A 23,783-nucleotide genomic window follows, 5' to 3' on the forward strand; every position below is an offset into this window, starting at 1 on the left:
ATCTTTATTTTCGCAGCTTAATTCGATCTACGTGATGATTGTTGTCCTTATGCATTATAAGATCCGCACGATTTCGGGTGGGCAGAATATTTTGCTGCAAATTAACGTAGTTTATTTCTTTCCAGATCCGCTTTGAGATTTCAATAGATTCCTCTAGAGATAGCTGTGCATATTTTTTGAAATAAGATTGTTCATCTTGGAAGGCAGTATCTCTGAGCTTAATAAACCGATCAATGTACCATGTCTCGATATCGTTTACATCAGCATCCACATAAATAGAAAAATCAAAGAAATCAGATACAAAATAGTTAGGCATATTATGATTATTTGTAATCGCAGTCTGAAGAACATTTAAGCCCTCAACAATTAGAATATCCGGATTCTCAATCGTAATATATTCATCTGGCACAATATCATAAGTTAAGTGAGAGTATACAGGGCTTTGGACCCGCGGCACCCCAGACTTCACATCCGTTAAAAAAGAAATTAAACTACGCGTGTCGTAGCTTTCAGGAAAGCCCTTTTTCGTCATTATACCGCGCTTTTCCAGCTCTGCGTTGGGATGTAGAAACCCATCAGTCGTAACTAAATCCACCTTTGGATGGGAAGGTAATTGTGAGAGAAGTTTTTGTAGGAGTCTGGCCGTAGTGCTTTTGCCAACAGCGACACTTCCCGCGATGCCTATGATAAATGGACCTTTTTTTACATCATTGTTCAGAAAGTGATTTATAGATTCATTAAATTTATGAGCAGATAGAAGTTGCAGATTTAGCAGATTGGACAGAGGAAGATAGACCTCGTTAACATCCTCGCTGGAGATTTTTTCATTAATACTTTGGACTTCCATAAGTTCTTCTTCTGATAATTGGATAGCGGTGAAATCGCTTAGTTTTTTCCAATCCTCACGTAAATAAAGTGTATATGCTGAATTATTCACCATTAAATTTTCCACATCCCTGAAGTTTTTAGAGATTTCTTATGCACTTAGGTATTATAACCGTTCATACAGCTTCATTCCATTCATTGTAATCGACATTATTATGGACATTAAGGAGATTGCATTTCAGTAAATGGGAAAATCAATTAAAATATAGAATATTAGGAAGAATGGGGTGGAGCAATGGGAGTTTTTCGAAAAGTTGAATTATTGAAGGATTACACACGCACGGAAACGTTCCAAGAAGAGTCAGAGGGAAGGAAAATAGTTATAAGTATTTATTATCCGGATACAGAGGGTGTATTAAATAAAAACGCATCTGCAATGAAGTATATGGAGCTTTTCGGGCCCTGTGAACAACAGGCGAGAGAGCTTCTACAAGATATTGGCATGAATATGGAAATCATAAATACATTATCTACCTCAATCAGCGATCGAACCTTTCAAAGCAAATCCAAACGCTCCTATCCAGTCATCATCTATTCACCTGCATTAGGTTTAGATAGAGATATGTATATTTATAATATAGAAGCGTTGGCCAAGCAAGGTTTCATAGTGGTAACGGTCAGTGCTGCGTACGAAGCTATGTTTACTGTTTGCCCTAGTGGTGGATTTATTAATCAATCCGAAGCCATGAGGCAAATAAAAGCTACGGATTATACCGATTTACATAACTTAATCTCCATTCGAAAAAAAGATATTCAATACGTTCTGGATCACCTGTCCACGCTTAATTCTATGGATAAAGATGTGAAGGGCTTATTTGATATGAATAAGATTGGTATTATCGGCCATTCCATCGGTGGTGCTACTGCATTAGATTTAACTATGGAAGACGATAGAATTAAAGCTGCTATTTTATTAGATGCAAGCATGCACTTATATATTGAGAATGAAGAGAAGAACAATACTGTGCCGCTTCTTGTATTAAGGCAAAAGGCCTCGACCTTAGAATCCTTAAGTAATATATTACAGGAGAAACTGGCAAATGATTTCATCAAAGGACAAGAGGCGCTTTTTCAGAATTGGAACGGATATAAATCTTTTCTAAAAATACGAAATGCTACACATATGTCATTTAGCGATCTGCCTCTTTATGAGGAAGGAGAGACTTTAAAACAAAGAACCTGTGAAATTCATACTTGCTTAAACGAGCTTATAAGTAAGTTCCTTTTGGAACATCTTTTAGATCAGGGGCAAGGTTATTCGGCATTAATTAGTAGTGTTCATAAAGATTTTTGTGAGATCCATGGTAGTGGAGAAGAAATTCTGTAAATTAGCAATAAACTCTCCTTTGTTTATACCGATAAACATATATAAGGGAGGGAATTATGAATGCATTCTGCTCAGTCTAATGAGAAAATATGTAATCATATTGAAAAATACATAGGTGTTATTGATAATGTTTTTAAAGAAATTATTTCAGGTGTTCTGTCGATAGATATTCTAATTCTTGATCCGACGCCTGAGCGGAACTTCTATACTTTAATTACTTCTGGAATGAGCGAATTACCGATGACGGTGCCAGAAGGTGCAGAAGAATATCAATATGCTGAAATAATGATTTGTCTCCCTCCTACCTGGAAGCTGTCGGATGAGGCGTTTAAGGATGAACGGAATTATTGGCCGATTCGGGCCCTGAAAACAATGGCTAGGTTTCCGCATGAATATAATACATGGCTTTATATGGGGCATACGCTTGTGAACGGTAATCCCGCCCAGCCTTATAGTGAGGATACAGGATTTCAAGGGATGTTCGTTTGGGTTCCAGATGTAAAAGATAAAGCCGGTTTCTTTAATTTAGAAATGACCCGTGAGAAAGTGGTGCACTTTTATACGTTAATTCCGCTCTATGGGGAGGAGTTAAATTATAAAATCAAGCATAGCGAGGAAGAGTTACTACACAAGTTAAATAAGATTGGGGTTACGGATGTTTTGGATCCTTCCCGTAAAAATAGTTGTAAGAAGTTATGGGGACTCTTTTAAAGACAAGAAAAAACGGCTGAGAGCCGTTTTTTTATTTTTTGATTCCAAAAGCAATCCAGCGACCATCTACATCTTCGATCACAAATTCTTTGTTATTATAATCGGTGTTTGATAAAGAACGAACAATATGAACACCGGCGGCTTCGAACTCCTTCTCCAACTCTTCTTGCTGCTTCGTAATAAAATAGGCATCGTATCCATAACCGTACAACTCTCGATTGGGAATGACCTTTTGTCTATGGGATTGCGTAAGGATAATCTCTGTATCGTCGCGATACAAACAAAGATGTGGTTCTTGTGTATCTAAATAGGGCACAGCTTTAAAACCTAAGTACTGGCTGTAGAAGGCAGCAGTTTGCTCAATATTCAAGGTAGGGAAAATACTATGCGATTGTAAGAGCTTTTTGTCCACGAGTGAGGTCATCCTTTCAAAGAAAAATAGATATCCATATATTACCTCAAGGTAGAAGTTTCAACAATACATGGAGTTTCCATTAAGCAGAAGATTATTCACGGTTGACACCATCGCTGTTCTATAATAAAATACATGCATGAGCATGCATTTATAAAAATATATAAGATGAACTTAGAAACTCATGTTCACTGGTAGCATTGATCATACTATACTTAGTTTTTTATAAAGAGGAGAGATATCATGAAGGACTTGTTCACCCCGTATGAATTGAAGGATTTGAAGCTGAAGAACCGCGTGGTTATGCCTCCGATGTGTCAATATTCAGTGTCTAACAAAGACGGAATTGCTACGGATTGGCATTATAATCATTACGTAAGTCGCGCCGTTGGCGGAACCGGATTAATTATTATTGAAATGACGGACGTGGAGCCTGATGGACGGATTACTGATTTTGATCTTGGCATTTGGTCTGATGAGCAAATTCCTGCACTGGCCAGAATCGTTGAAGCTTGTCATTCTTATGGCGCTAAAGTAGGTATTCAAATTGCACACGCCGGACGTAAAGCAGAAGATGCAGCAGTTCCTGTATCCTCATCTAACGTTCCTTTTGACGCTGACTCCAAAACACCACGTGCATTAACAACTGAAGAAGTGAAAGCTATGGTTGAGAAATTCCGGTTGGGCGTGAAGCGGGCGATACAAGCGGGATTTGATGTTATCGAGCTTCATGGAGCGCATGGTTACCTTATTCATCAGTTCCATTCCCCTCTAACCAATCAAAGAACAGATGAATACGGCAAGGATTTAACACTATTTGGTACAGAAGTCATTCGCGCAGCAAAAAGTGAAATGCCGGAAGGAATGCCATTGATTATGCGTATCTCCGCCCAAGAATATGTTGAGGGCGGGTACGGTATCAAAGAAAGCTTGGAATTTAGTAAAGCTTACAAAGAAGCAGGCGCAGATATTTTCCATATCAGTGCAGGTGGTGAAGGTCCTATCGCAGCTGCCGGGAAACCAGGGACGCATGCAGCTTATCAGGTTCCTTTGGCCAGAGAAATCAAGTATGGCTTGAATGTTCCGGTTATTGCGGTTGGCAGATTGGATGAGCCTGTACTTGCTAATGCCGTGATTGGGAATGAGGAAGCTGATCTTGTTGCCGTGGGCCGGGGCATGCTGAGAAATCCATACTGGACGCTGGAAGCTGGGGTTGAACTTCAGAAAGATGCCGGCATTCCTAGACAGTATACTTTCGGGTTTCCAAGAATTAATGGGTAAAGACTAATATAAATGGTATGAAGTCTGAAGTCCAAACAAAATAATTGTAAAGTGTGGAGGGGCCGGCTTCTTGGAGAAACGGTCTCTCCTCTTTTTTAAAATAAAATAAAGTATAAGTATCGAACCTATACTTTATGTATGGTTGTGGATTGTAGTACTATTATATAGAAGGAAAAAATCATGAAAAGCCATACACCCGGGAGATGAATAATAAAATGGACGACATTCTTAACAATGACCTTATAACGAGTTGGTTGACGTTAACGCATATACAAATGAATGTGACGAATGAATTGGAAGCTAATCTACAAGCCAAACATGGCTTATCCTTAAAAGAATTTTATTTGCTGTTATTTTTATCGGAAGCGCCGGAGAAGAAACTGAAATTGCAGAAGCTAGAAGCTATGGTGGGTTTAAGCCAGAGTGCAGTTTCCCGACTGGTTAGTCGGTTTGAGGCCAAAGGCTGTGGCGCTTTAGAAAGAAAAGCGTGTGATGCTGATCGCAGAAGTATCTATACTGCCTTGACTGCCATTGGCGAAGACAAGCTCCTTCGTGCACAAGATACCTTTCAAGAGACCCTGCTTGCAGCTTTTCCAGAAAAAGATGTGAAAGAGCTTTTGGATCAAATGCTTCGCATGAAGCAACAGTCATGAATTCACAATAAAACCTCTGTTTTGGTAAATGGACCGAATCTCCATTTCCCATACAGAGGTTTTTTAGTGTAAGGCGCTATTTACATCATACCTGTTCATCCCACTGTTGCTGGGAAAGCCGGTAATAATTATAGTCTTCATGTTCAATTGTAATCTCGTCAAGAAGCTCGAAACCACATTTTTGAATGACTCTATTAGACGGGATATTGTGTTTCAGAGCAATGGCGTTTAATACATCGGTAGAGCTATTATCAAACAAATACTTAATTAATCCCTTGGCAGCTTGAGTAGTGTAGCCTTTACCGCGATGATCCTTGGATATGGCATACATAATCTCTCTGTTAGGAACGGGCAATTCCTCCTTAATTCCTGTACAACACCAACCAATAAACTCACCGGACACTTTTAAAATAATGCCTAAACGAAGACGAAGCTCTCCGATATCTCCGCCCACTGAGATCACTTGAAGAAATTGCTGGTTCTCTTTTATTTCATAGTTTATTAACCAGTCCAACCGTTGTTCTTTAGGAACATTCCACTCTGGCAAGAATTCAATAATTTCAGGCTGTAGAGTAAGCGCATGAAACTCCTCTAAATCCTCCACACTATATTCCCGCAGAAAAATATCTTTACAATCAATCGTAAATAAATCACTAGAATTGGCCTTTTCATTCACAGCTTCGCTCAACTTTCACCACTCCTTTATTAACTAACAGATATTTTACCATGGAATAAATGATTGATTTGGTAATATTTGATTATAAAATTTGTTTTCTTTTATTTCACATAAATATTAATTGGTTAATATATTAATTGACTATAAAATATGTTATTATGTTTCGTATAAACGGCAATGAACTAGTATTGTTTGGTTTTTAAGATTTCTACTATAAAGATAACAGGTGATATTTTATGAAAAATGACAACGGTAACAAATTTATTAATGGTAGTCTAATTGCGCATTATAAGTTTGATAATCCAGAGGATGTAGGTCAAGATTTCTCGGGGAACGGCAATGATGGAACCGCTTCAGGTACTACGCTGCCGGCTATTAAATCCGTAGCAGGTAGACAAGCTGTTTCGCTTGCTGGGGGAGAACATGGCACATCCTATATTTCATTACCTAACGATCTGCTTAAAGAGGTCAGTGACCATACAGGAATTACAATTTCGACATGGATGTATGTAAGCAAAGCTTCAAGCTTATGGGAAAGAATCTTTGATTTTGGTAAAGGTGAAACAGGACCTTATATTTTCGTAACTCGCAATTTGCGGGGGACTTGTTTTGCAGGGGAAGACTTAATCGCAGATCCAGGGAAATCCTTTGCGACTGATGAATGGGTACATGTTTCCTTTGCAGTTACAGGTACAGAAGGTGGAACACTAAGCAGTGCAGGTCCTGTGATGTATGTAAATGGTGAAGTAGTTGCGGATGGAATGATCAGCCAAACCTCGAGTGGCACATATGCTAAGCTGCGTACATGGTTTGCTACTTTTGAAGATCAACAGAATTATAGCAATAATACAATCGGGAAATCCCAATACGCGGCAGATGTTGATTTTAGCGGCTATATTTCGGACTTCCGTGTATATAAAGCAGGTTTAACTCAAGATGAAGTGATTGAAATCATGTGCGAATCTTTGACGGATGAAGATATCGTAAAGCTTGCAAAAGATAAATACTTAACCTTCCCAAGCTCGATCATTACCAAAGATATTGAGTTGCCAGTTTCGCTGATGGGCGGAAAAGTTGACGTATCTTGGGTATCCAGCGATTCCAAAGTCATTTCTAATGAAGGTGTTGTGAATAAAGGAGTTCAATCTGCTCAAGGCGTAACGCTTACAGCACATTTGAAAAAGGGAGCTAGTACAGTAGAAAAGAGCTTCACGGTGTCTGTGCTTCCGGAAGATTTGCCACCATACACCTTAACTATTGATGGTAATCAGGAGATTTTGGATGTTAGCCAAATTCTATATGGTTTATTCTATGAGGACATTAACAACGCAGCAGACGGTGGGATCTATGCAGAGCTAGTGCAGAATCGCTCCTTCGAATCTTTTGCTTTTGACAGCTATTCGCATGTATGTGGTGTACATGGTGCTTCCACCGGAAGAAATTATACACCTCTTCACGCATGGTCTGGGGATACAGAGAAAATGACTGTCCATAATACAGGCGGATTAAACGATTTCTTCGGCATCGAAGATAAAGATATGAATGCTCATTATGTGACGGTAGCGGATGGCGCGACTATTAATAATAGAGGTTTTGCGGATTCCAATCAGCACTGCTCGATGTTTATTAAGGAAGATGCCAAGTACAACTTCACAATCTGGGCGAAGGCTGAAGCAGCAGGCACAATTACCTTGCAATTGCTCGACAAAGACGGTAAAGCCATCAGCGATACTGCAGTTGTTGAAGTAAACGGTGACGGCAACTGGAAGAAGTATGGTGTCGATTCTAAGCTTGTATTAACAGGGTCTGAAACTGTGCTTGGTCAGCTGGCGTTAACCTTTAACGGTGAGATCTCCATTGATATGGTATCCTTAATTCCTGATGACGTTTGGGGCGCTGGTGAAGAGGAACGTTCTGCTACAGCTCATGCTAACTATAAAGGAAATCCAAACTATAGATTAAGAAAAGACTTAGTGAATGCACTCGTTGATCTTCATCCTACATTCCTGCGTTTCCCTGGGGGTTGTATTTCTGAAGGTTCTCACATTTGGGAGAACGTGTACGATTGGAAAGAGTCCGTCAACGATATCGAATTGCGCAAAGAGAACTATAACGTATGGGGCTACATGATGACCATGGGTCTTGGATATATGGAGTATTTCCAATTAGCCGAGGATTTGAACGCAACACCACTTCCGGTTATGGCCTGCGGCGTACTCTGTCAAGCTCGTTCGGATTATGCGAATCCAGCTGGCGGTGCGTTAAGAGATTATTATGTGAAGAACTTTACGGATCTGATTGATTTTGCGATTAGCATGGATTTTGACAATAATGAGTGGGCTGCATTGCGTAAAAAGATGGGCCATGAAGCAGCGTTTGACCTGCGTTATTTGGGTGTGGGGAATGAAAACTGGGGTACAGAGTTTTTTGCCAACTTCGAATATTTTAAAACAGTGATTGATGAGTATATGGTGAAGAACTATCCTGATCATGAATTGACTATTCTCTCTACCGTGGGTGCACAGGCAGATGATGATGCTTACCAGCAAGGTTGGAAATTCCTAAGCGGAAATTTACAGGGCTCGGAAAAAATCAGCTTTACGGATGGTACATCGAGCATCGAAGAGACTGTTACCTGGTACGAAAAACAAAAGAACTACATGGATACCATTGCGGATGAGCATTACTACCGTTCCAATGAGTATTTGTTAGAGAATGCTGATCGTTACAACTACTATTACAGAGCCTATAAGGAAGACGGCAGCTTGGATGAGGCTGAAACTTCAAAGGTTTTTGTGGGTGAATATGCTTCCACAGATAAAAACACATTGGCAGGAGCTGTTGCTGAGGCAGCGATTATGTCCAGCTTCGAGAATAACTCTGATGTGATTAGATTGGCGGCAACGGCACCATTGTTCAACAAGGTTCTGACAGATGGCACCTATAGATGGACACCGGATTGCATCTGGTTCGATGATGAGACCGTATGGTACACACCGAACTATTATGTTCAGCAGCTGTATGCTAAATACCTGGGAACCAAAGTGGTTGGCACCTCATTTTCGACTTATCGCAACGGGGAGAAGGTAGACCTCATTCCTCATGGAGGAATTGAAGTGGCTGCCGGGAAATCAGCTGTGATCGTGAAACGGGTGAAAGTGACCTCGAATGTAGATGGCAGTGTTTGGTTGGATCAAGATTTCACGCAGCCGCTGAATGAAGCTTGGAAAGTGATTCCTGGCTCTGCCGGATATACGATTGATCCTTCCAAAGGTCTGGTATTGAAAGCGCAGAATGGCGGACTGAATGGATTGTATATCCTTAATGACGCGTGGACTAATTATAAAGTAGAGGTTGTAGCTGAAAAAGCTTCTGGCGAAGATGGCTTCTATGTAGGCGCAGGTCTGACAGAAATCTCACCGGAAAATAAAGATGTCATCGAATATGCGATTGGCTATAATGGTGATGCCACAGGAGTCAAGGTGTACAAGCAAGGGATTGAGGCTTATACTCTGGGCGATTATTCCTCTAGTACCGCTGCTGGTAACCTGAGAGCCAGTTGCTATGAAGAGCTTGCGGATCATACGGAATATACTATCACCGTTAATTATGGCGGAGCAGATGGCAAACATTTGATTTGCTCTTATACAGATGGCAAGGTAACAAGCAAAGTACTGGATTATAAGCTTGAGGCTTATAACAGAGAGGTATATAATTCCGTAACTAAAGATGATAAGCATCTTTATGTGAAGCTTGTAAATGCGGATGGTGTAGAAAAAGCAACGAAGCTTGATCTAAAAGGTTTAAAAGTAGCTGCTACTGGTAAACGGATTACCTTAACTGGAGACGCCTCACTGGTTCATACACCTAATGTGAACAGAAAAAATGATGAGAAGGTTACACCAGTCGAAACAGAAATCGTAATTGATAAAGACACGGCAGTTGTGAAGCTAGCTGCCAATTCCGTAAATGTGATTGTTCTGGATCTGATTTAATAGAAAATATGCTTTCCAACACGCGCCGATCTTTTTGTTCGGCGCGTGTTGTTGTTTAACAAGCCTCTAAATCGGTTGATGATTATATAGAGAGAACTGTCCACTTGCTTGATGAATCTCAAAATCTATCTTACACTGGTGAAAGTACAATCACCGACTGACCCTCCAGCCCGCGATCCTCCCAGATGTTTTATCCACAGCTGCCCTTCATTACTCCAGAATACAGTGCATACCCTAGCCCCTAAAAAGGAGAACGATAAAATGATGAAATCATTCAAAACGGACTGGAAAGCAAATCTGAAAAATCCTCAAACGATTATGGCCTTGTTTACTTATCGTTATGGAAATTGGGTGTATTATCGAGTGAAGAATGGCATCGTGCGAAAACCTTTGTGGCTTTTATATCGAATAATGGATGTGCTTTTTGTCCGTATTCTTGCAAATGGAGAGCTTCACGCTCAAGCTCAAATTGGTGATGCGCTTCATTTACCGCATGGTTTAAATGGGATTATCATTAGTCCTAAAGCGGTGCTTGGAAGCCATGCTACTATTTTTCATCAAGTGACGATTGGCGGGAGAAATAACTTAGGAGAGCCTGTGATTGGAGACAGAGCTTTTATTGGAGTAGGCTCCAAGATTCTTGGACCGGTTGTCATTGGTAACGATGTTAATATCGGGGCCATGTCTGTAGTGGTAAAGGATGTGCCGGATAATGCTTCGGCAGTAGGTATTCCTGCTAAAAATATATTGCGGAGTGAACCGAAACCAGAGAATACAAGATAAAGACGTTAGGTTCTAGTACATAGGGTACGCGTGCGCTTTATTTTAATATCTTACAGGGTATAATTAAAGCATCCAAGTAATCTTGTAATAACCTTCTAGAGATCGGAGTAATGAAATGAAATATAGCAATTTAGAAGAGTGTGTTAATGATTTAGAGAAACACGGACATTTAGTTCGGATTCGTGAAGAGGTGGACCCTTATCTAGAGATGGCGGCGATTCACCTAAAGGTTTATGAGGCTGGTGGACCCGCATTATTATTTGAGAATGTAAAAGGCTCGAAGTTTCGGGCCGTATCTAACCTTTTTGGAACGCTAGAGCGCAGTAAGTTTATCTTTCGGCGGACTTGGGACTCCACACATAACGTAATTGCCCTTCGCAACGATCCCGTAAAAGCACTCAAAAATCCATTTAAATATGTTGGAACCGGATTATCCGCGAGAAAAGCATTGCCTATTAAAAAGCCAGGAGGTCTGCCAAGCGGTTTCCAGGAAATTAGTATCTCTGATCTTCCGCTAATCACACATTGGCCGGGAGATGGTGGTGCTTTTGTAACCTTGCCGCAGGTGTATTCAGAAGATCCGGACAAGCCGGGCATTATGAATTCCAATCTGGGAATGTACCGTGTGCAACTGACTGGAAATGAGTATGAATTAAATAAAGAAGTGGGCATTCATTATCAAATTCATCGCGGCATTGGCGTACATCAGGAAAAAGCGAACCGCCAAGGACAACCGCTTAAAGTGAGTTGTTTTATCGGTGGGCCACCCGCTCACTCCTTATCGGCGGTTATGCCTTTGCCTGAGGGAATGAGTGAGATGATCGTTGCAGGTTTATTATCAGGACGCCATTTCAGCTATAGCTATGTGGATGGTTACTGTATCAGCAATGATGCGGACTTTGTGATAACAGGTGAAATTCACCCTGGTGAGACGAAGCCGGAGGGGCCATTTGGCGACCATTTAGGCTATTATAGCTTGGTTCACCCTTTCCCAGTAATGAGAGTACATAAAGTGTACGCCAGAAAAAATGCAATCTTTCCATTTACGGTTGTCGGTCGGCCGCCACAGGAAGATACCGCGTTTGGTGAGTTAATTCACGAGCTGACAGGTGGGGCTATCCGCCAAGAAATTCCGGGCGTCAAAGAAGTTCATGCAGTCGATGCTGCGGGTGTTCATCCCCTGCTGTTCGCCATTGGCAGTGAACGTTATACGCCTTATCAGCAAGTAAAGCAGCCAGCGGAAATTCTGACCATTGCTAACCGGATTTTAGGTACGGGTCAGCTTAGTTTAGCTAAGTTTTTGTTTATTACTGCAGAAGAGAATCAGCCTATCAGTACACATAATATCGAGGATTTCTTGACGTATATCTTGGAGCGGATTAATCTTCGTAGAGATATTCATTTCTATACCAACACCACGATTGATACGCTTGATTATTCCGGCACAGGATTAAACAGCGGAAGTAAAGTGATCTTCGCAGCAGTAGGGGATAAGAAAAGAGAGCTATGTACAGAGGTACCGGGCATGCTTAAAGAATTACAGGGATTTGGACATGCACGAATGGTGATGCCTGGTCTTGTTGCCCTTCAAGGTGCTAAATTCACAAGCTACGCTGAAGCAGCATTGGAAATGAACAAGCTTAGTGAAGCTATTCAGGAGCAAGGGGCACTTCCTTCTTGTCCAATGATTATTTTGTGTGATGATAGCGAGTTTTTGAGTGAAAAGATCGACAATTTCCTATGGGCGACGTTTACCCGCAGTAATCCATCTCATGATATCTATGGAGTGAACAGTTCTACTGAGTATAAACATTGGTCCTGTGATAACGTGATTATTGATGCTCGGGTAAAACCCCATCAAGCCCCACCACTGATTCCCGACCCAACCGTTCAGAAGCATATCGAACGATTATTTGCGTCAGGTGGCAGTTTAAGCGGAGTTAAGATATAGAGAAACATTCATCAGCCTTCTTGGGAATCCAAGGAGGCCTATTTGCTGTTTGTGAAATGATTTTGCTCATATGAAATAAAAAAGGCATAGGGGTATTATGGGGTGTATGGTATATATTTACTATTAATATTGGGGAAGTGATGTTCTGATGGAAATTATGGAAACCGAACGTTTATGGATTAGAAGGTTCTCAGCAGAGGATTGGAAAGACCTTCATGAATATTTGTCGCAAGAAAGTGTTGTGAAATATGAGCCCTATTCCTTGTTTAGTGCAGATGAATCTCGCACTGAGGCGCTCAGACGGTCATCGGACCGTGCTTTTTGGGCAGTCTGTCTTAAATCTACGACAAAAATGATCGGCAACTTATATTTTCAAGAGAGCCAACCAGAGGCTTTTGGCGTTTGGGAATTTGGATATGTTTTTAACCCTGATTTTCAGGGAAGCGGGTATGCTACAGAGGCTTGTAATCAATTGTTAAACTATGGCTTTGATAATCTGAAAATGAGACGTGTGATTGCGAACTGTGATCCCGAAAATACACGCTCATGGAAACTGCTTGAACGATTGAAGCTTCGTCGAGAAGGACATTTTTTGCAGACGGGTTATTTTAAATACGATAGTAATGGAGAGCCAATCTGGCATGATACTTATTCCTATGGATTGCTCAGAAGTGAATGGTTAAGGATGAAGGAATAGCAAAACTGTTGTCGTGATCTCAAAAGGCGGGTGTCCCCTCACTGATTCTTCTGTCCTAACTGCTTACCAAATCGTAGGTTTTTATAACTATAGGCGAAGAAATTGAACGGTTTAGTGTATGATAAAATCTGTTTTTTAAATGTTCAGAGTGACACTTAGGTGGTAGTATCGTGTTGGATATGAGTAAAACTGGAATTATCAACCATCCAGCTGCCTGAGCAAAGAGGAGGGGATACGCGCACGAAGTGAACTTATATTTGAAGAACGAATGACAACGAAGCTTATTGTAAGCGTTTACTACAACAGGGCTAGATGCGTACTAAGTTCTTTCAATCATAAGAAAGCGGGTGAAGCACGGAAGATGAAGAGGAATAAACTTGGAAATAAAATATTTATGGTGTTATTGTCGTGGATCTTCATTTGTTCATCAATACTTCCATCTACAACATTTGGGGGGCAACAGGCCAGTGCAGCTTCAGGCCCAATAACCTTGCAATATGATTTTGGAACAGCAACAAGTCCTGTTATGAGTGGTTATACAGGCGTGCATGAATCTAAGTTATATACGAATGAGCTAGGGTATGGTTTAGATCAGGCGGTTGCTTCGAGGAATCGTTCGGGTGGAGACGGTATGACCAACGATTTTGTATTGGGACTGTCCTATTCTTTTTTGGTGGATCTTCCTAATGGGGATTACGATGTGACTGTATACTCAGGAGATTTACTAGCGGGTACAAGTACAACCAAAACTACGATTACTTTGGAAGGTAGCACGGCTGGGTCGATAAGCAGCAAGCAAGCTGTAAATCAAGCTACCTATCGGACGACTGTTCAAGATGGTCAACTGACCGTCGGCATTACGGGTACAGGGGTTGGCGGATATTTAAATGGACTAATTATTCAGCAGATTGTACCAGGTCCATTGAAAGCCCCTGAGGGATTAGTGGTTCATAATATCACTCCCACTGAGGTATCTCTGGGGTGGAGCAGCGTGACAGAAGCAGTCTATTACAATATTTATCGAACGGTTCTTCCTAGTGGAACTCTTCAAGCCATAGGTCAAGTTGCAGCTAACAGCTACGTGGATTCAGACGTAAATGAAGGCAGTGGCTACATTTATAATGTGTCAGCTGTAAATAGAAAGGGTGAGGAGTCTGCTTTGAGCGCATCTGTGACAGTAGACAAAATTCCGGGGGTAGAGGTTCCCGCAGCACCAATCGGTCTTTCAATTGTCAGTGTAGGTGTAAGTTCTGTTCAACTGAGTTGGAACAGTGTGGCTGGAGCAAACCGCTATACGATCTTAAGGTCTGATTCAGCAGATGGAACATTCCATGAGATTGGTCAGTCAGAGAAGACGACATTTACGGATGCCTCAGCGGATACCTCAAAACGGCAATATTATGGGGTGAAGGCAGCCAATGACCAAGGAGAATCAGAGCTATCTGATAAGGTGGAAAGCGCTGTGTATACGCCTCCTGGAACTTTGCCAGAAGGGGATGTTTATTCCTTTGATTTTGGCCCGGGTGCTGTGGCTGAAGGTTATCTTAAGGTAGATGCAGGGGTATCTTATTCCTCTGAGGTTAAATATGGATTTACAGATATATCGAAAGTAACTGGGGTAGACCGAGGAACCTCAGATCCTTTGCGATCAGATTTTGTGGTCCCTAAGGATGCTACCTTTAATGTAGATTTACCGAATGGCGACTATACTGTGTCACTTATCGCTGGTGACAGCGCCGGAGATACAGAGATTGGCATCAAAGTCGAATCCATTCAAAAAGTTCAACAGACGAGCAAAACAGCAGGCCAGTACTTGGAAATGAGCTTTGACATCGCTTTGGTGGATGGACAAATGAACTTGGTGTTCTCTGGCACTAAGCCTAATATCAATGCACTGGTGATTACTAAGCAGCCAGACCGTCCTGCTAATGAATTGCCTACGGTTTATATTGCGGGTGATTCAACTGTGCAGACTTATGATCCTTATTGGATACCACAGGCAGGCTGGGGACAAATGATTCCTGATTTCTTTAGCGAGGAAGTAACGTTTAAGAATCACGCTATCGGAGGCCGCAGCTCTAAGTCATTTATTGTCGAGGGAAGGCTGGATGAAGTCCTGCGTAAGATCCAACCGGGTGACTATTTCCTTATCCAGTTTGGTCATAATGACGCAACGATTAGCGTTCCAGACCGATATGCTTCTCCAGCCGATTACAAAGTTTATTTAAAAACTTATGTCAATGGAGCTAGGCAAAGAGGAGCAACTCCGATTCTGGTGACTCCCATGGGCCGCAGAGATTATAATGCCGCGAGTGAAAAATTTAATGTGAGCTTTCCAGAATATGTGCAGGCTATGAAAGAAGTAGCAAGTGAGTTGGATGTTGACTTGGTCGATCTTAGCGCACTCAGTGTAGCTTATTACAATTCTATCGGTTTTGCAGCTACACGCTCTGTATTCCTTCACCTCGATGCAGGGATATATGGTGCTTTCCCAAATGGCTCGACAGACGATACTCACTTTCAAGAGTACGGAGCCATTCAAATGGCCCGTCTGCTGGCCAAAGGAATAGGGGAATTAAATATTCCACTCTCCAGCTTTGTGCAGGACATCAAACAGCCGGAAACGGTGCCAGCGAAGCCTGAAGGACTTGTAGCTGGGAGTATCAGTAATGCAGGTGCAGTACTGAAATGGAATAAAGTAGAAGGTACAGATATCTATAAAATCTATCGTAAGCTAGCGGCAGAAGCCGAATCTGCTTATACATTAGCGGGAACTTCAACTGTCCCTTCATTGACATTAAGCGGGTTGGTTGAAGGTCAAAGCTACTCGGTAAGAGTGACTGCAGTGAATGGGCTAGGAGAGTCTGAGCCTTCAGATGAAGTGAAGCTGACTACGAAATCCGCTCAGTATCGTTATGATTTCGGACCTGTTGGTTCACCCGTTGCTGCGGGTTATACGGAAGTGAATGTGAATGTCCTATATACCCCAGAACGAGGATATGGTTTGACCTCGAGTGCAGGGATGATTGATCGGGATCGGGGAAATGCGACGGACGATCTGCGCAGAGATTTTGTGATTTATTTTGGAGGATCGTATGAATTCAAAGTTGATTTACCCAATGGTTATTATTCTGTTAAGACTTATACAGGAGATTGGATTGGATCTGCCAAGACGAATGTAGCCATTGAAGGCAAAGATTACGGAACAGTCTCCTCAGGTAAGGAAAATATTGCTGAGAAGCTGTATAACCAGATTACTGTCAAAGACGGGCAGATGAATCTTGTCTTTAGTGGCACAACCGCTCATCTCAATGGGCTGGAGATCACACCGTTATTATTAGCCCCAACGAATCTGAAACTGGGTAGCCTGGATTTAAACAGTGAGCCTATTACAGCTAATCTTTCTTGGGACAGTATGGAGGGGGCGCTGAAATACCGTATATATCGTCAGGCTACGGTTGCGAATAGTGCAGAGCTGCTGGACGAGACAATAGAGCCGTTCTACACAGATACCACTGCGGATATTGGTATGGAATATATCTATACGGTAACTTCGGTCGACAGCACGGGACTGGAATCCGTAGGCTCTAATGCGCTAAAAGTGTCTATGATTGATCCCTCCGTAGCAAAAGCACCCGTACCTAGTGGTCTAGCTGTACAATCTACGAACAAAAATGATGTGACCTTTACTTGGAATGAGGTAGCGGATGCACGGATGTTCAACATTTATCGTGCGAAATCCGCAGACGGTGAGTTCATCCTGATCGGCAAATCATTCGAAGCTTCGTACACAGACATGACCGTTCTGACTACCATTCCTTACTATTACAAAGTAGCCTCGGTAAATGCAGGCGGCATCTCTGATCTATCCGCTACGTTGGAAACCTCAGCGGTGACAACTTTATACCGGAAGATGGAGGCGCTGGATCGTGCGCCTGTAGCGGTTAAGACAGATGAAGGTGTGTATATCAGCTGGCGGATGTTAGGTCTGGATCCGGAAACGATAGGATTCAATCTGTATCGTGGCGATAAGAAACTAAATGATTCGTTGATTACTCAAAACACGAACTATCTCGATATTACAGGCAGGGAGGATGCCAAATATAGAATCACATCAGTAATCAATGGAGTCGAGAAATCTGCTTCGGAACCATTCAGCGTATGGCAGAAGCAATATCTATCGATCCCTTTGCAAAAGCCAACAGATGATTACACCAAGGATGGTCAACCGTATACGTATAGTGCGGGAGATGCAAGTGTAGGTGATTTGGACGGTGATGGTGTATATGAAATCATCATGTTGTGGTCACCTTCGAACAGCAAGGATAACTCTCAAGCTGGGTATACTGGACTTGTCTATATGGACGCTTATAAATTAGATGGAACTCGCTTATGGCGGATTAATTTAGGGCCTAATATTCGTGCCGGTGCACACTATTCTCCATTCCTGGTATATGATCTGGATAGTGATGGACGTGCCGAAATTATGATCAAGACGGCAGATGGCACAGTGGACGGTCAAGGAAAAGTCATTGGCAATGCCAGTGCAGACTATCGTAACAGTTCGGGTTATGTGCTGCTGGGCAATGAATATTTAACGGTGTTCGAAGGGGCAACAGGCCGGGCCTTGGATACCGTGGATTATGATCCGCCACGTGGAGATGTTGGCGCTTGGGGGGATACCTATGGTAACCGTGTAGACCGCTTTTTGGCAGCTGTAGCTTATTTAGACGGCGAGCAGCCAAGCGTGATTTTTAGCCGCGGTTATTATACTAGAACTGTACTTGCAGCTTACAATTATCGCGAGGGCAAGCTCGAGAAAGTATGGCGTTTCGATTCTAATGATGAAGGATATGGAGACTTCGTAGGTCAAGGAAACCACAATCTTTCTGTAGGAGATGTGGACGGCGACGGTAAGGACGAAATAACCTTCGGTGCGATGGCAATCGACGATGATGGGTTGCCGCTGTATAATACAAAGCTTGGCCATGGTGATGCAATTCATTTCGGGGACCTTGATCCTACCAGACCCGGGCTGGAAGTCTTTGATGTTCATGAGCATACCGATTCGAAGTATGGGATTGAAATGCGTGATGCAGCTACAGGAGATATATTATGGGGTGTGTTCACGGGGATTGATACTGGACGGGGGATGTCAGCGGATATTGATCCGCGATATGCTGGCGAAGAGGTATGGGCTGCAACGATCACCAATGAGGAGCATATACCTGTTACGGGCCTATACAGTGCGCAAGGTGAACTAATTACTAAAAAACTGCCTTCCTCCACGAATTTTGGTATTTGGTGGGATGGTGATCTTTTACGTGAATTACTGGATGCTAATCGAGTGGATAAGTGGGACTATAGCAATCAGACAACGGTTAACTTATTGACGGCTGTAGGTGCTTCTTCAAATAATGGCACCAAGGCGAATCCAAGCTTGCAGGCAGATCTGTTCGGGGATTGGCGTGAAGAAGTGATCTGGCGGGCAACGGACAGTTCTGAACTACGGATCTACACAACAACGGATATGACAGATTATCGTATTCGCACATTGATGCATGATCCGATCTACCGCCTGGCAGTAGCTTGGCAAAATGTAGGCTATAATCAACCTCCGCACCCTGGATTCTTTCTTGGTGAAGGGATGGAACAACCAGCGGCTCCAAAAATTCAATATGTAGGCTCACCGGGAGAAACTGAAGATACTACACCACCTACGATTTCTGGTTTACCTTCTGCTCAAATGAGTGAAACGGATGTATTGAAGGTGCAGGTCGTAGCGGAAGATCCAGAGTCTGGTATTCGCAGTCTGGATATTACTTTTGATGGTAAACCTGTCGTTTATGGAGATGAGATTCCACTCACAGAACTTGCGGGAGCGCATACGTTCATCGCAACAGCCATTAATAACGCTGGACTCTCAACGACAGAACAAGTGATTGTGGTCGTAAGTGGACCTCAGAAGGCTACAGGTGTTCCGGGGCAATGGGTTCTATCCAATAATAATGGGCAGGATACAGGACTTTTGGACGGGGATTACCAAATCACAATGAATATGTGGTGGGGCAATAATGGTACGGTCTACAAGCTATATGAGAATGGTGCCTTAATCGACACGCAAACCTTACGTGATGATTCCCCAGCTGCACAGACTGCAGTGACTAATATTACCGGAAAAGAAAACGGAACCTACACCTATACGGCTGAGCTGACCAATTCTTTTGGCACAACGGTGTCTGCTGCTCATGTGGTTATCGTGAAGGATGCTGCACCAGCTAAGCCGGTGTTGTCCAATGACAACTGGGATGGCGATGAAGAGTATAAAGTGACTATGAATTTATGGTGGGGGATGAACGGCAAAGAGTATCGCTTGTATGAGAACGGAATACTGATCGATACTAAGACTTTAACAGCAGGCACCCCAAACGCACAAACGGCATCTACTTCTATTACTAACCGTTCTCCAGGCGTCTATGAATACCGGGCTGAGCTGTTGAATGATCAAGGGGTAAATGAGAGTGCTATCATGAAAGTTACGGTAAAATAACTGAATATTTGTTAAAAAAACGCCTAAGTCGGTAATATCCGGCTAGGCGCTTTTTTTAGATTATCTAAGATTTAAAAGATTCTGCAAGACTAATTCTCCTATCTGCCTCATATGAATCTAAACAACGAATGATAGGGGGATTGTAAATATGGATTTGACGCATATGATCTCAAAGCTTGTGGTAGTTATACATGTTATAGCATCCATAGTGGGAATTGGGCCAGCTTTTGTGCTGCCAATACTGACAAGCTCAGCCAAGACAGGCAGTCAGCTTCGTTTTGTATTTGGTCTTATGAAGAAAATAAACAGATTCCCTAAGACAGGTGGGGTCACCCTGATCGTTACAGGTATTTTGTTAATGATCATAGATAAAATGGGCTTGTCGGTGTTGTGGTTAAATCTGTCGTTATTATTTTTTATCGTGATCGAAGTGATTATTATTGGAATGGTTGAGCCCCGATTGAAAAAGCTAACCCAGCTCGTAATGACCAGCGAAGGGGAGGAAATCCCTGAGGGTTACACTACCGCTATGAACAAGATCGCTCCCCTAGAAGCGGCGGTTCATGTGCTTACTATCGTCATTATTATATTAATGGTAGTAAAGCCGGTATAAGATCATAACGTCTATTCTCAATGATCTCTTCATAATCGCGGATGAGTCCATCAAAAATATTCTCCCAAGAGCGGCCGAGTGCCAGCTGTCGACCTTCATGTCCCATAGCAGCTAGCTTTTGAGGGTGCTCTATACATGCACAAATCTCACGAATAAAAGCATCCGGGCAGCGGGACTCGACAATCATTCCTGTGCGGCCGGGTGTGACCAGATCCTTCACTCCACCTTCATTTACTGCGAGGACAGGCAGTCCTGAGGCCATAGCCTCAAGGACAACATTACCGAAGGTTTCCGTACTGGAAGGGAAGACGAACAGATCTGCTGAGGCATATAATTGGGCAAGCTCATCACCATGTTTATAGCCTGTAAACGTGACATTATGGGGCGCCTGTGCCCGCATTTCCGGCAGAAGGGGGCCGTCTCCTACGACCAGCCAATGAACCTGAGATTGCATAGATTCGGGTAATTGCTGCATGGCGAGAGCAAGGGTGTTTATATCTTTTTCAGGGGCGATCCTTCCCACATATAGAAGCAGTAACGGTGCGGTAATTCCGTAGCGCTCACGGACCTCATGGCTGCGTTTTTTGGGGGTGTACTGCTGGCAGTCGATGCCTCTGGACCACAGCTTCAGGCGATGAAAGCCTTGAGCTTGGAGGGAATCGAGGGTTTCGTAGGATGGTGCAAAGGTGGCATCGCAGGAGCGGTGGAACCACTTCATGTATTTCCAATAGAGCGGAGCAATTTTTTTCATCCGGTAATATTCAAGATAGCGGTCAAAATGGGTATGGTATGAGGCGACATGGGGCAAGTCATGTTTTCGCGCATAACGAAGGCCGCAGAGATCGATATTGAACGGAGTTGCCATATGAAGCAGATCGGGACGAAAAGCTTTCAGCTCTGATTGGATAGAGGACATATTGGGCAGTGCGAGTCTACATTCGGGGTATAAGAAAAAGGGGATGCTGGTAATGGGACGTATGGGATCGGCATAACTGTCTTCAGGAGCAGATTTCGGTGAGAAAAGCAGATGTTCAATACCACGCCCTTTCAAATGAGTGGTTAATCGTTGAAGCGTACGTGAAACTCCGTTGGTTTGCGGAAGAAATGTGTCCGTGAATAAAGCAAGACGCATGGAACCCCTCCCAGATACTCTTGATGCCCTGATCATAACAGGCGATTATTTGATGGAGGTCAAACGGATGTTAAACAGAATATAAAAATCCACTGCACCAAGTAAGGTAAAGAGGTGTGCAGTGGATTTATTAGTTTTAATGGGATGAAGCCCTACAGGGATTCGTATAACTGTTGCAAAAAGGTAATGCTTTCTCCTAAATGTGACTCAGGAGTGCTTTCCAGGATTCCTTGAATATGAGGACGTTCATATTTCATATAACGAAGAATCGGCTCAAACTCTAGCCACCCTTGACCTACAGGGACAATTTTTATAGCTCCATCTTGGACGATAAAGTCTTTTAAATGAATGATAGCAATTCGATTTCCTAAAAGCTTCAAAGCCTCCATAATAATAGCTTCTTGATGCAAGTAATTTGTAGGTGACATTAGATTTGCGCAATCCAATATGACCTGAAGATTGTTAGAAGGGACTTCATCCAGAAGTCGGCGGGTTAAGGGCGCGGTGTACAGCGGATGATGAAGTCCTGCTTCGATTCCTACCGTCACACCAAAACGTTCGGCCTCCGCCACCATGGCCTTAACTGATGTCACCACCTCTTGGAAGGCTTCTTCTGTAAAATTATCTGTGGTATACCCAAGTCCCACACTTCCGGTTTCCGTACCTACCAGACTAGCGCCAAAATCTCTGGCCAAGCGCAGGTGGGTATTAAACGCGGCTAATGCTTGTGCCCGTTTGTAAGGATCGGTATCTACAATGTTTACATAGCAGCCCAGAACCGCAATCTGAATACCTGCCTGCCTAAAGGCATTGCCATAATAGCTGGCTGTTCCAGGGCTTATAGCCGTCAGACTAGGGGCACTATCAGGAAAAGATTTCTTAAGTGCAAACTGGATATGAGTGAAATGATAGGACTTAATCTTCTCAATTAACTCTTGCAATGGAACTTGTGTGAAATCATGTGCTCGAACACCTAGATGAAGGGGAATGCTCATATGATCGATCGCTCCTATTAGTATTGTTGTTTGTGAGGTGCTAATTTGTCCCAGTCAAAGGTAACGCCAGTGCCCGTTACTTCAGGCGCTACTGCCATCCCATTGTCTTTGTTAATCACTAGCGGACGTGTAGTGTATTGATCGATAGGGAAGCTATGCATTTCGAGATAACCTGCATTTGGCATAGCTGCTAACAAACTAACGTGTAATTCCTGCATCCCATGTGTGGAAACGGAAAGGTTATAGGCTTGTGTTAAGTGAGCTACCTTTAACCAGCCCGTAATTCCGCCTATATTGGAAGCATCAGGTTGAGGGAAATCAACATGACCATATTGCAGCATGTGATGGAATTCGGTTAATGTGCGCAAGTTCTCCCCGCCTGCAACGGCCATTCCTGTTTCTTCAGCAATCCGTGCATAGCCGGCATAATCCTCCGGAATCGTTGGTTCTTCTAAGAAAAGAATGTCATATTTCAAAAATTCACGTGCGGCTTTTATCGCTTTTTCCACACTCCAGCTCATATTGGCATCGACCATAAAGGCTACATCCGGGCCGACCAATTGGCGTACCGCAGCCACTCGTTCCACATCTTCAGCTAATGTTTTTTGGCCTAGTTTAATTTTGACAGCCTGGAGGCCCATATCTAAGTATTTTTGATTGTTGCGCAGGAGCTTTTCTAATGGGAAATTCAAATCAATCGCTCCACCATAACATTTGACCTCATTGCTTGCGCCACCCAGAAGTTTGTAGAGAGGTTCATCTGCTTTCTTCGCACGTAAATCCCATAACGCAATGTCACATGCCGCAATGGCGAAGCTCGCCAGACCCCCGCGAGCAACATAATGTATTCCCCAGTTCATCTGCTCCCAGATACTTTCCACACAGCTGGCGTCTTTGCCAACTAAAATATGTGTTAATTCATTAGCAATTAGTGAGCAGATCGCTTTGCCGCCAAATCCGCCAGTATAGGTATAACCTACACCTTCACGACCTTCATCCGTTCTAATTTTGACAATGGGTACTTCAAAATGAGTATGCAAGCCGTGTTTAGCATCCTCCATGATTTCTGGCAAAGGGATACGATAGTACTCTGTAATAACTTCTTTAATTATAGACATCTGT

At 42.8% G+C, this 23,783-nt stretch carries 16 protein-coding genes; 10 read left to right on the forward strand and 6 right to left on the reverse strand.

Annotated elements, in window-relative coordinates:
* Nucleotides 1–4 precede the first annotated feature (4 nt).
* Nucleotides 5–940 carry a type I pantothenate kinase gene (gene coaA / locus NSQ66_RS09685; protein ID WP_036679230.1) on the reverse strand — a complete coding sequence of 312 codons (936 nt, stop codon included), beginning with the start codon at nucleotides 938–940 and terminating at the stop codon, nucleotides 5–7.
* Between the two features lie 180 nt (nucleotides 941–1,120).
* Here coaA and NSQ66_RS09690 point away from each other — a divergent pair, with 180 nt between their 5' ends.
* Complete coding sequence (locus NSQ66_RS09690) at nucleotides 1,121–2,212, forward strand: dienelactone hydrolase family protein (protein ID WP_036679232.1); 1,092 nt, start codon at nucleotides 1,121–1,123, stop codon at nucleotides 2,210–2,212.
* 60 nt (nucleotides 2,213–2,272) lie between these two features.
* On the forward strand, nucleotides 2,273–2,923 hold the full coding sequence (locus NSQ66_RS09695) for a suppressor of fused domain protein (RefSeq protein ID WP_036679233.1): 651 nt from the start codon (nucleotides 2,273–2,275) through the stop codon (nucleotides 2,921–2,923).
* A gap of 31 nt (nucleotides 2,924–2,954) precedes the next feature.
* Here NSQ66_RS09695 and NSQ66_RS09700 read toward each other — a convergent pair whose 3' ends face one another.
* The gene (locus NSQ66_RS09700; RefSeq protein WP_036679235.1) at nucleotides 2,955–3,335 is read right to left on the reverse strand and encodes a VOC family protein; all 381 of its coding nucleotides are present in this window, start codon (nucleotides 3,333–3,335) and stop codon (nucleotides 2,955–2,957) included.
* Nucleotides 3,336–3,578: 243 nt separating this feature from the next.
* Between NSQ66_RS09700 and NSQ66_RS09705 the strand changes: the two genes are divergently transcribed.
* A complete protein-coding gene (locus NSQ66_RS09705; RefSeq protein WP_036679236.1) occupies nucleotides 3,579–4,616 on the forward strand; it encodes an NADH:flavin oxidoreductase/NADH oxidase in 1,038 nt (345 codons plus the stop codon).
* Between the two features lie 203 nt (nucleotides 4,617–4,819).
* On the forward strand, nucleotides 4,820–5,269 hold the full coding sequence (locus NSQ66_RS09710) for a helix-turn-helix domain-containing protein (RefSeq protein ID WP_256717391.1): 450 nt from the start codon (nucleotides 4,820–4,822) through the stop codon (nucleotides 5,267–5,269).
* Nucleotides 5,270–5,354: 85 nt separating this feature from the next.
* Here the strand turns inward: NSQ66_RS09710 and NSQ66_RS09715 are convergent, their stop codons facing one another.
* On the reverse strand, nucleotides 5,355–5,957 hold the full coding sequence (locus tag NSQ66_RS09715; protein ID WP_235219423.1) for a GNAT family N-acetyltransferase: 603 nt from the start codon (nucleotides 5,955–5,957) through the stop codon (nucleotides 5,355–5,357).
* A gap of 224 nt (nucleotides 5,958–6,181) precedes the next feature.
* Here NSQ66_RS09715 and NSQ66_RS09720 point away from each other — a divergent pair, with 224 nt between their 5' ends.
* From NSQ66_RS09720 to NSQ66_RS09745, 6 genes are all read left to right on the forward strand, one after another.
* Nucleotides 6,182–9,940, forward strand: coding sequence for an alpha-L-arabinofuranosidase C-terminal domain-containing protein (locus NSQ66_RS09720; protein ID WP_036679238.1), 3,759 nt, complete (start codon nucleotides 6,182–6,184; stop codon nucleotides 9,938–9,940).
* 261 nt (nucleotides 9,941–10,201) lie between these two features.
* Nucleotides 10,202–10,723, forward strand: coding sequence for a serine acetyltransferase (locus NSQ66_RS09725; protein WP_036679239.1), 522 nt, complete (start codon nucleotides 10,202–10,204; stop codon nucleotides 10,721–10,723).
* Between the two features lie 115 nt (nucleotides 10,724–10,838).
* Complete coding sequence (locus NSQ66_RS09730) at nucleotides 10,839–12,674, forward strand: UbiD family decarboxylase (RefSeq protein WP_036679241.1); 1,836 nt, start codon at nucleotides 10,839–10,841, stop codon at nucleotides 12,672–12,674.
* 157 nt (nucleotides 12,675–12,831) lie between these two features.
* A complete protein-coding gene (locus NSQ66_RS09735) occupies nucleotides 12,832–13,371 on the forward strand; it encodes a GNAT family protein (RefSeq protein WP_036679423.1) in 540 nt (179 codons plus the stop codon).
* Nucleotides 13,372–13,732: 361 nt separating this feature from the next.
* On the forward strand, nucleotides 13,733–19,921 hold the full coding sequence (locus tag NSQ66_RS09740; RefSeq protein WP_306037054.1) for an SGNH/GDSL hydrolase family protein: 6,189 nt from the start codon (nucleotides 13,733–13,735) through the stop codon (nucleotides 19,919–19,921).
* Between the two features lie 148 nt (nucleotides 19,922–20,069).
* Nucleotides 20,070–20,534, forward strand: coding sequence for a DUF2269 family protein (locus NSQ66_RS09745; RefSeq protein WP_235219424.1), 465 nt, complete (start codon nucleotides 20,070–20,072; stop codon nucleotides 20,532–20,534).
* Here the strand turns inward: NSQ66_RS09745 and NSQ66_RS09750 are convergent.
* The 3 genes from NSQ66_RS09750 to NSQ66_RS09760 all read right to left on the reverse strand — a co-directional run bounded on the left by NSQ66_RS09750 (nucleotide 20,506) and on the right by NSQ66_RS09760 (nucleotide 23,779).
* Complete coding sequence (locus NSQ66_RS09750; protein WP_036679242.1) at nucleotides 20,506–21,666, reverse strand: glycosyltransferase family 1 protein; 1,161 nt, start codon at nucleotides 21,664–21,666, stop codon at nucleotides 20,506–20,508. The two genes, NSQ66_RS09745 and NSQ66_RS09750, sit on opposite strands and share 29 nt — an antisense overlap.
* A gap of 152 nt (nucleotides 21,667–21,818) precedes the next feature.
* Nucleotides 21,819–22,661 (reverse strand): sugar phosphate isomerase/epimerase, encoded by an 843-nt coding sequence (locus NSQ66_RS09755; RefSeq protein WP_036679244.1) that lies wholly within the window; start codon nucleotides 22,659–22,661, stop codon nucleotides 21,819–21,821.
* A gap of 17 nt (nucleotides 22,662–22,678) precedes the next feature.
* Entirely contained in the window at nucleotides 22,679–23,779 is a 1,101-nt protein-coding gene (locus NSQ66_RS09760; RefSeq protein ID WP_036679245.1) for a mandelate racemase/muconate lactonizing enzyme family protein, read from the reverse strand.
* Nucleotides 23,780–23,783: the final 4 nt, after the last annotated feature.

Source organism: Paenibacillus sp. FSL H3-0329, assembly GCF_037963285.1.
GTDB classification, from domain to species: domain Bacteria; phylum Bacillota; class Bacilli; order Paenibacillales; family Paenibacillaceae; genus Paenibacillus_AQ; species Paenibacillus_AQ odorifer.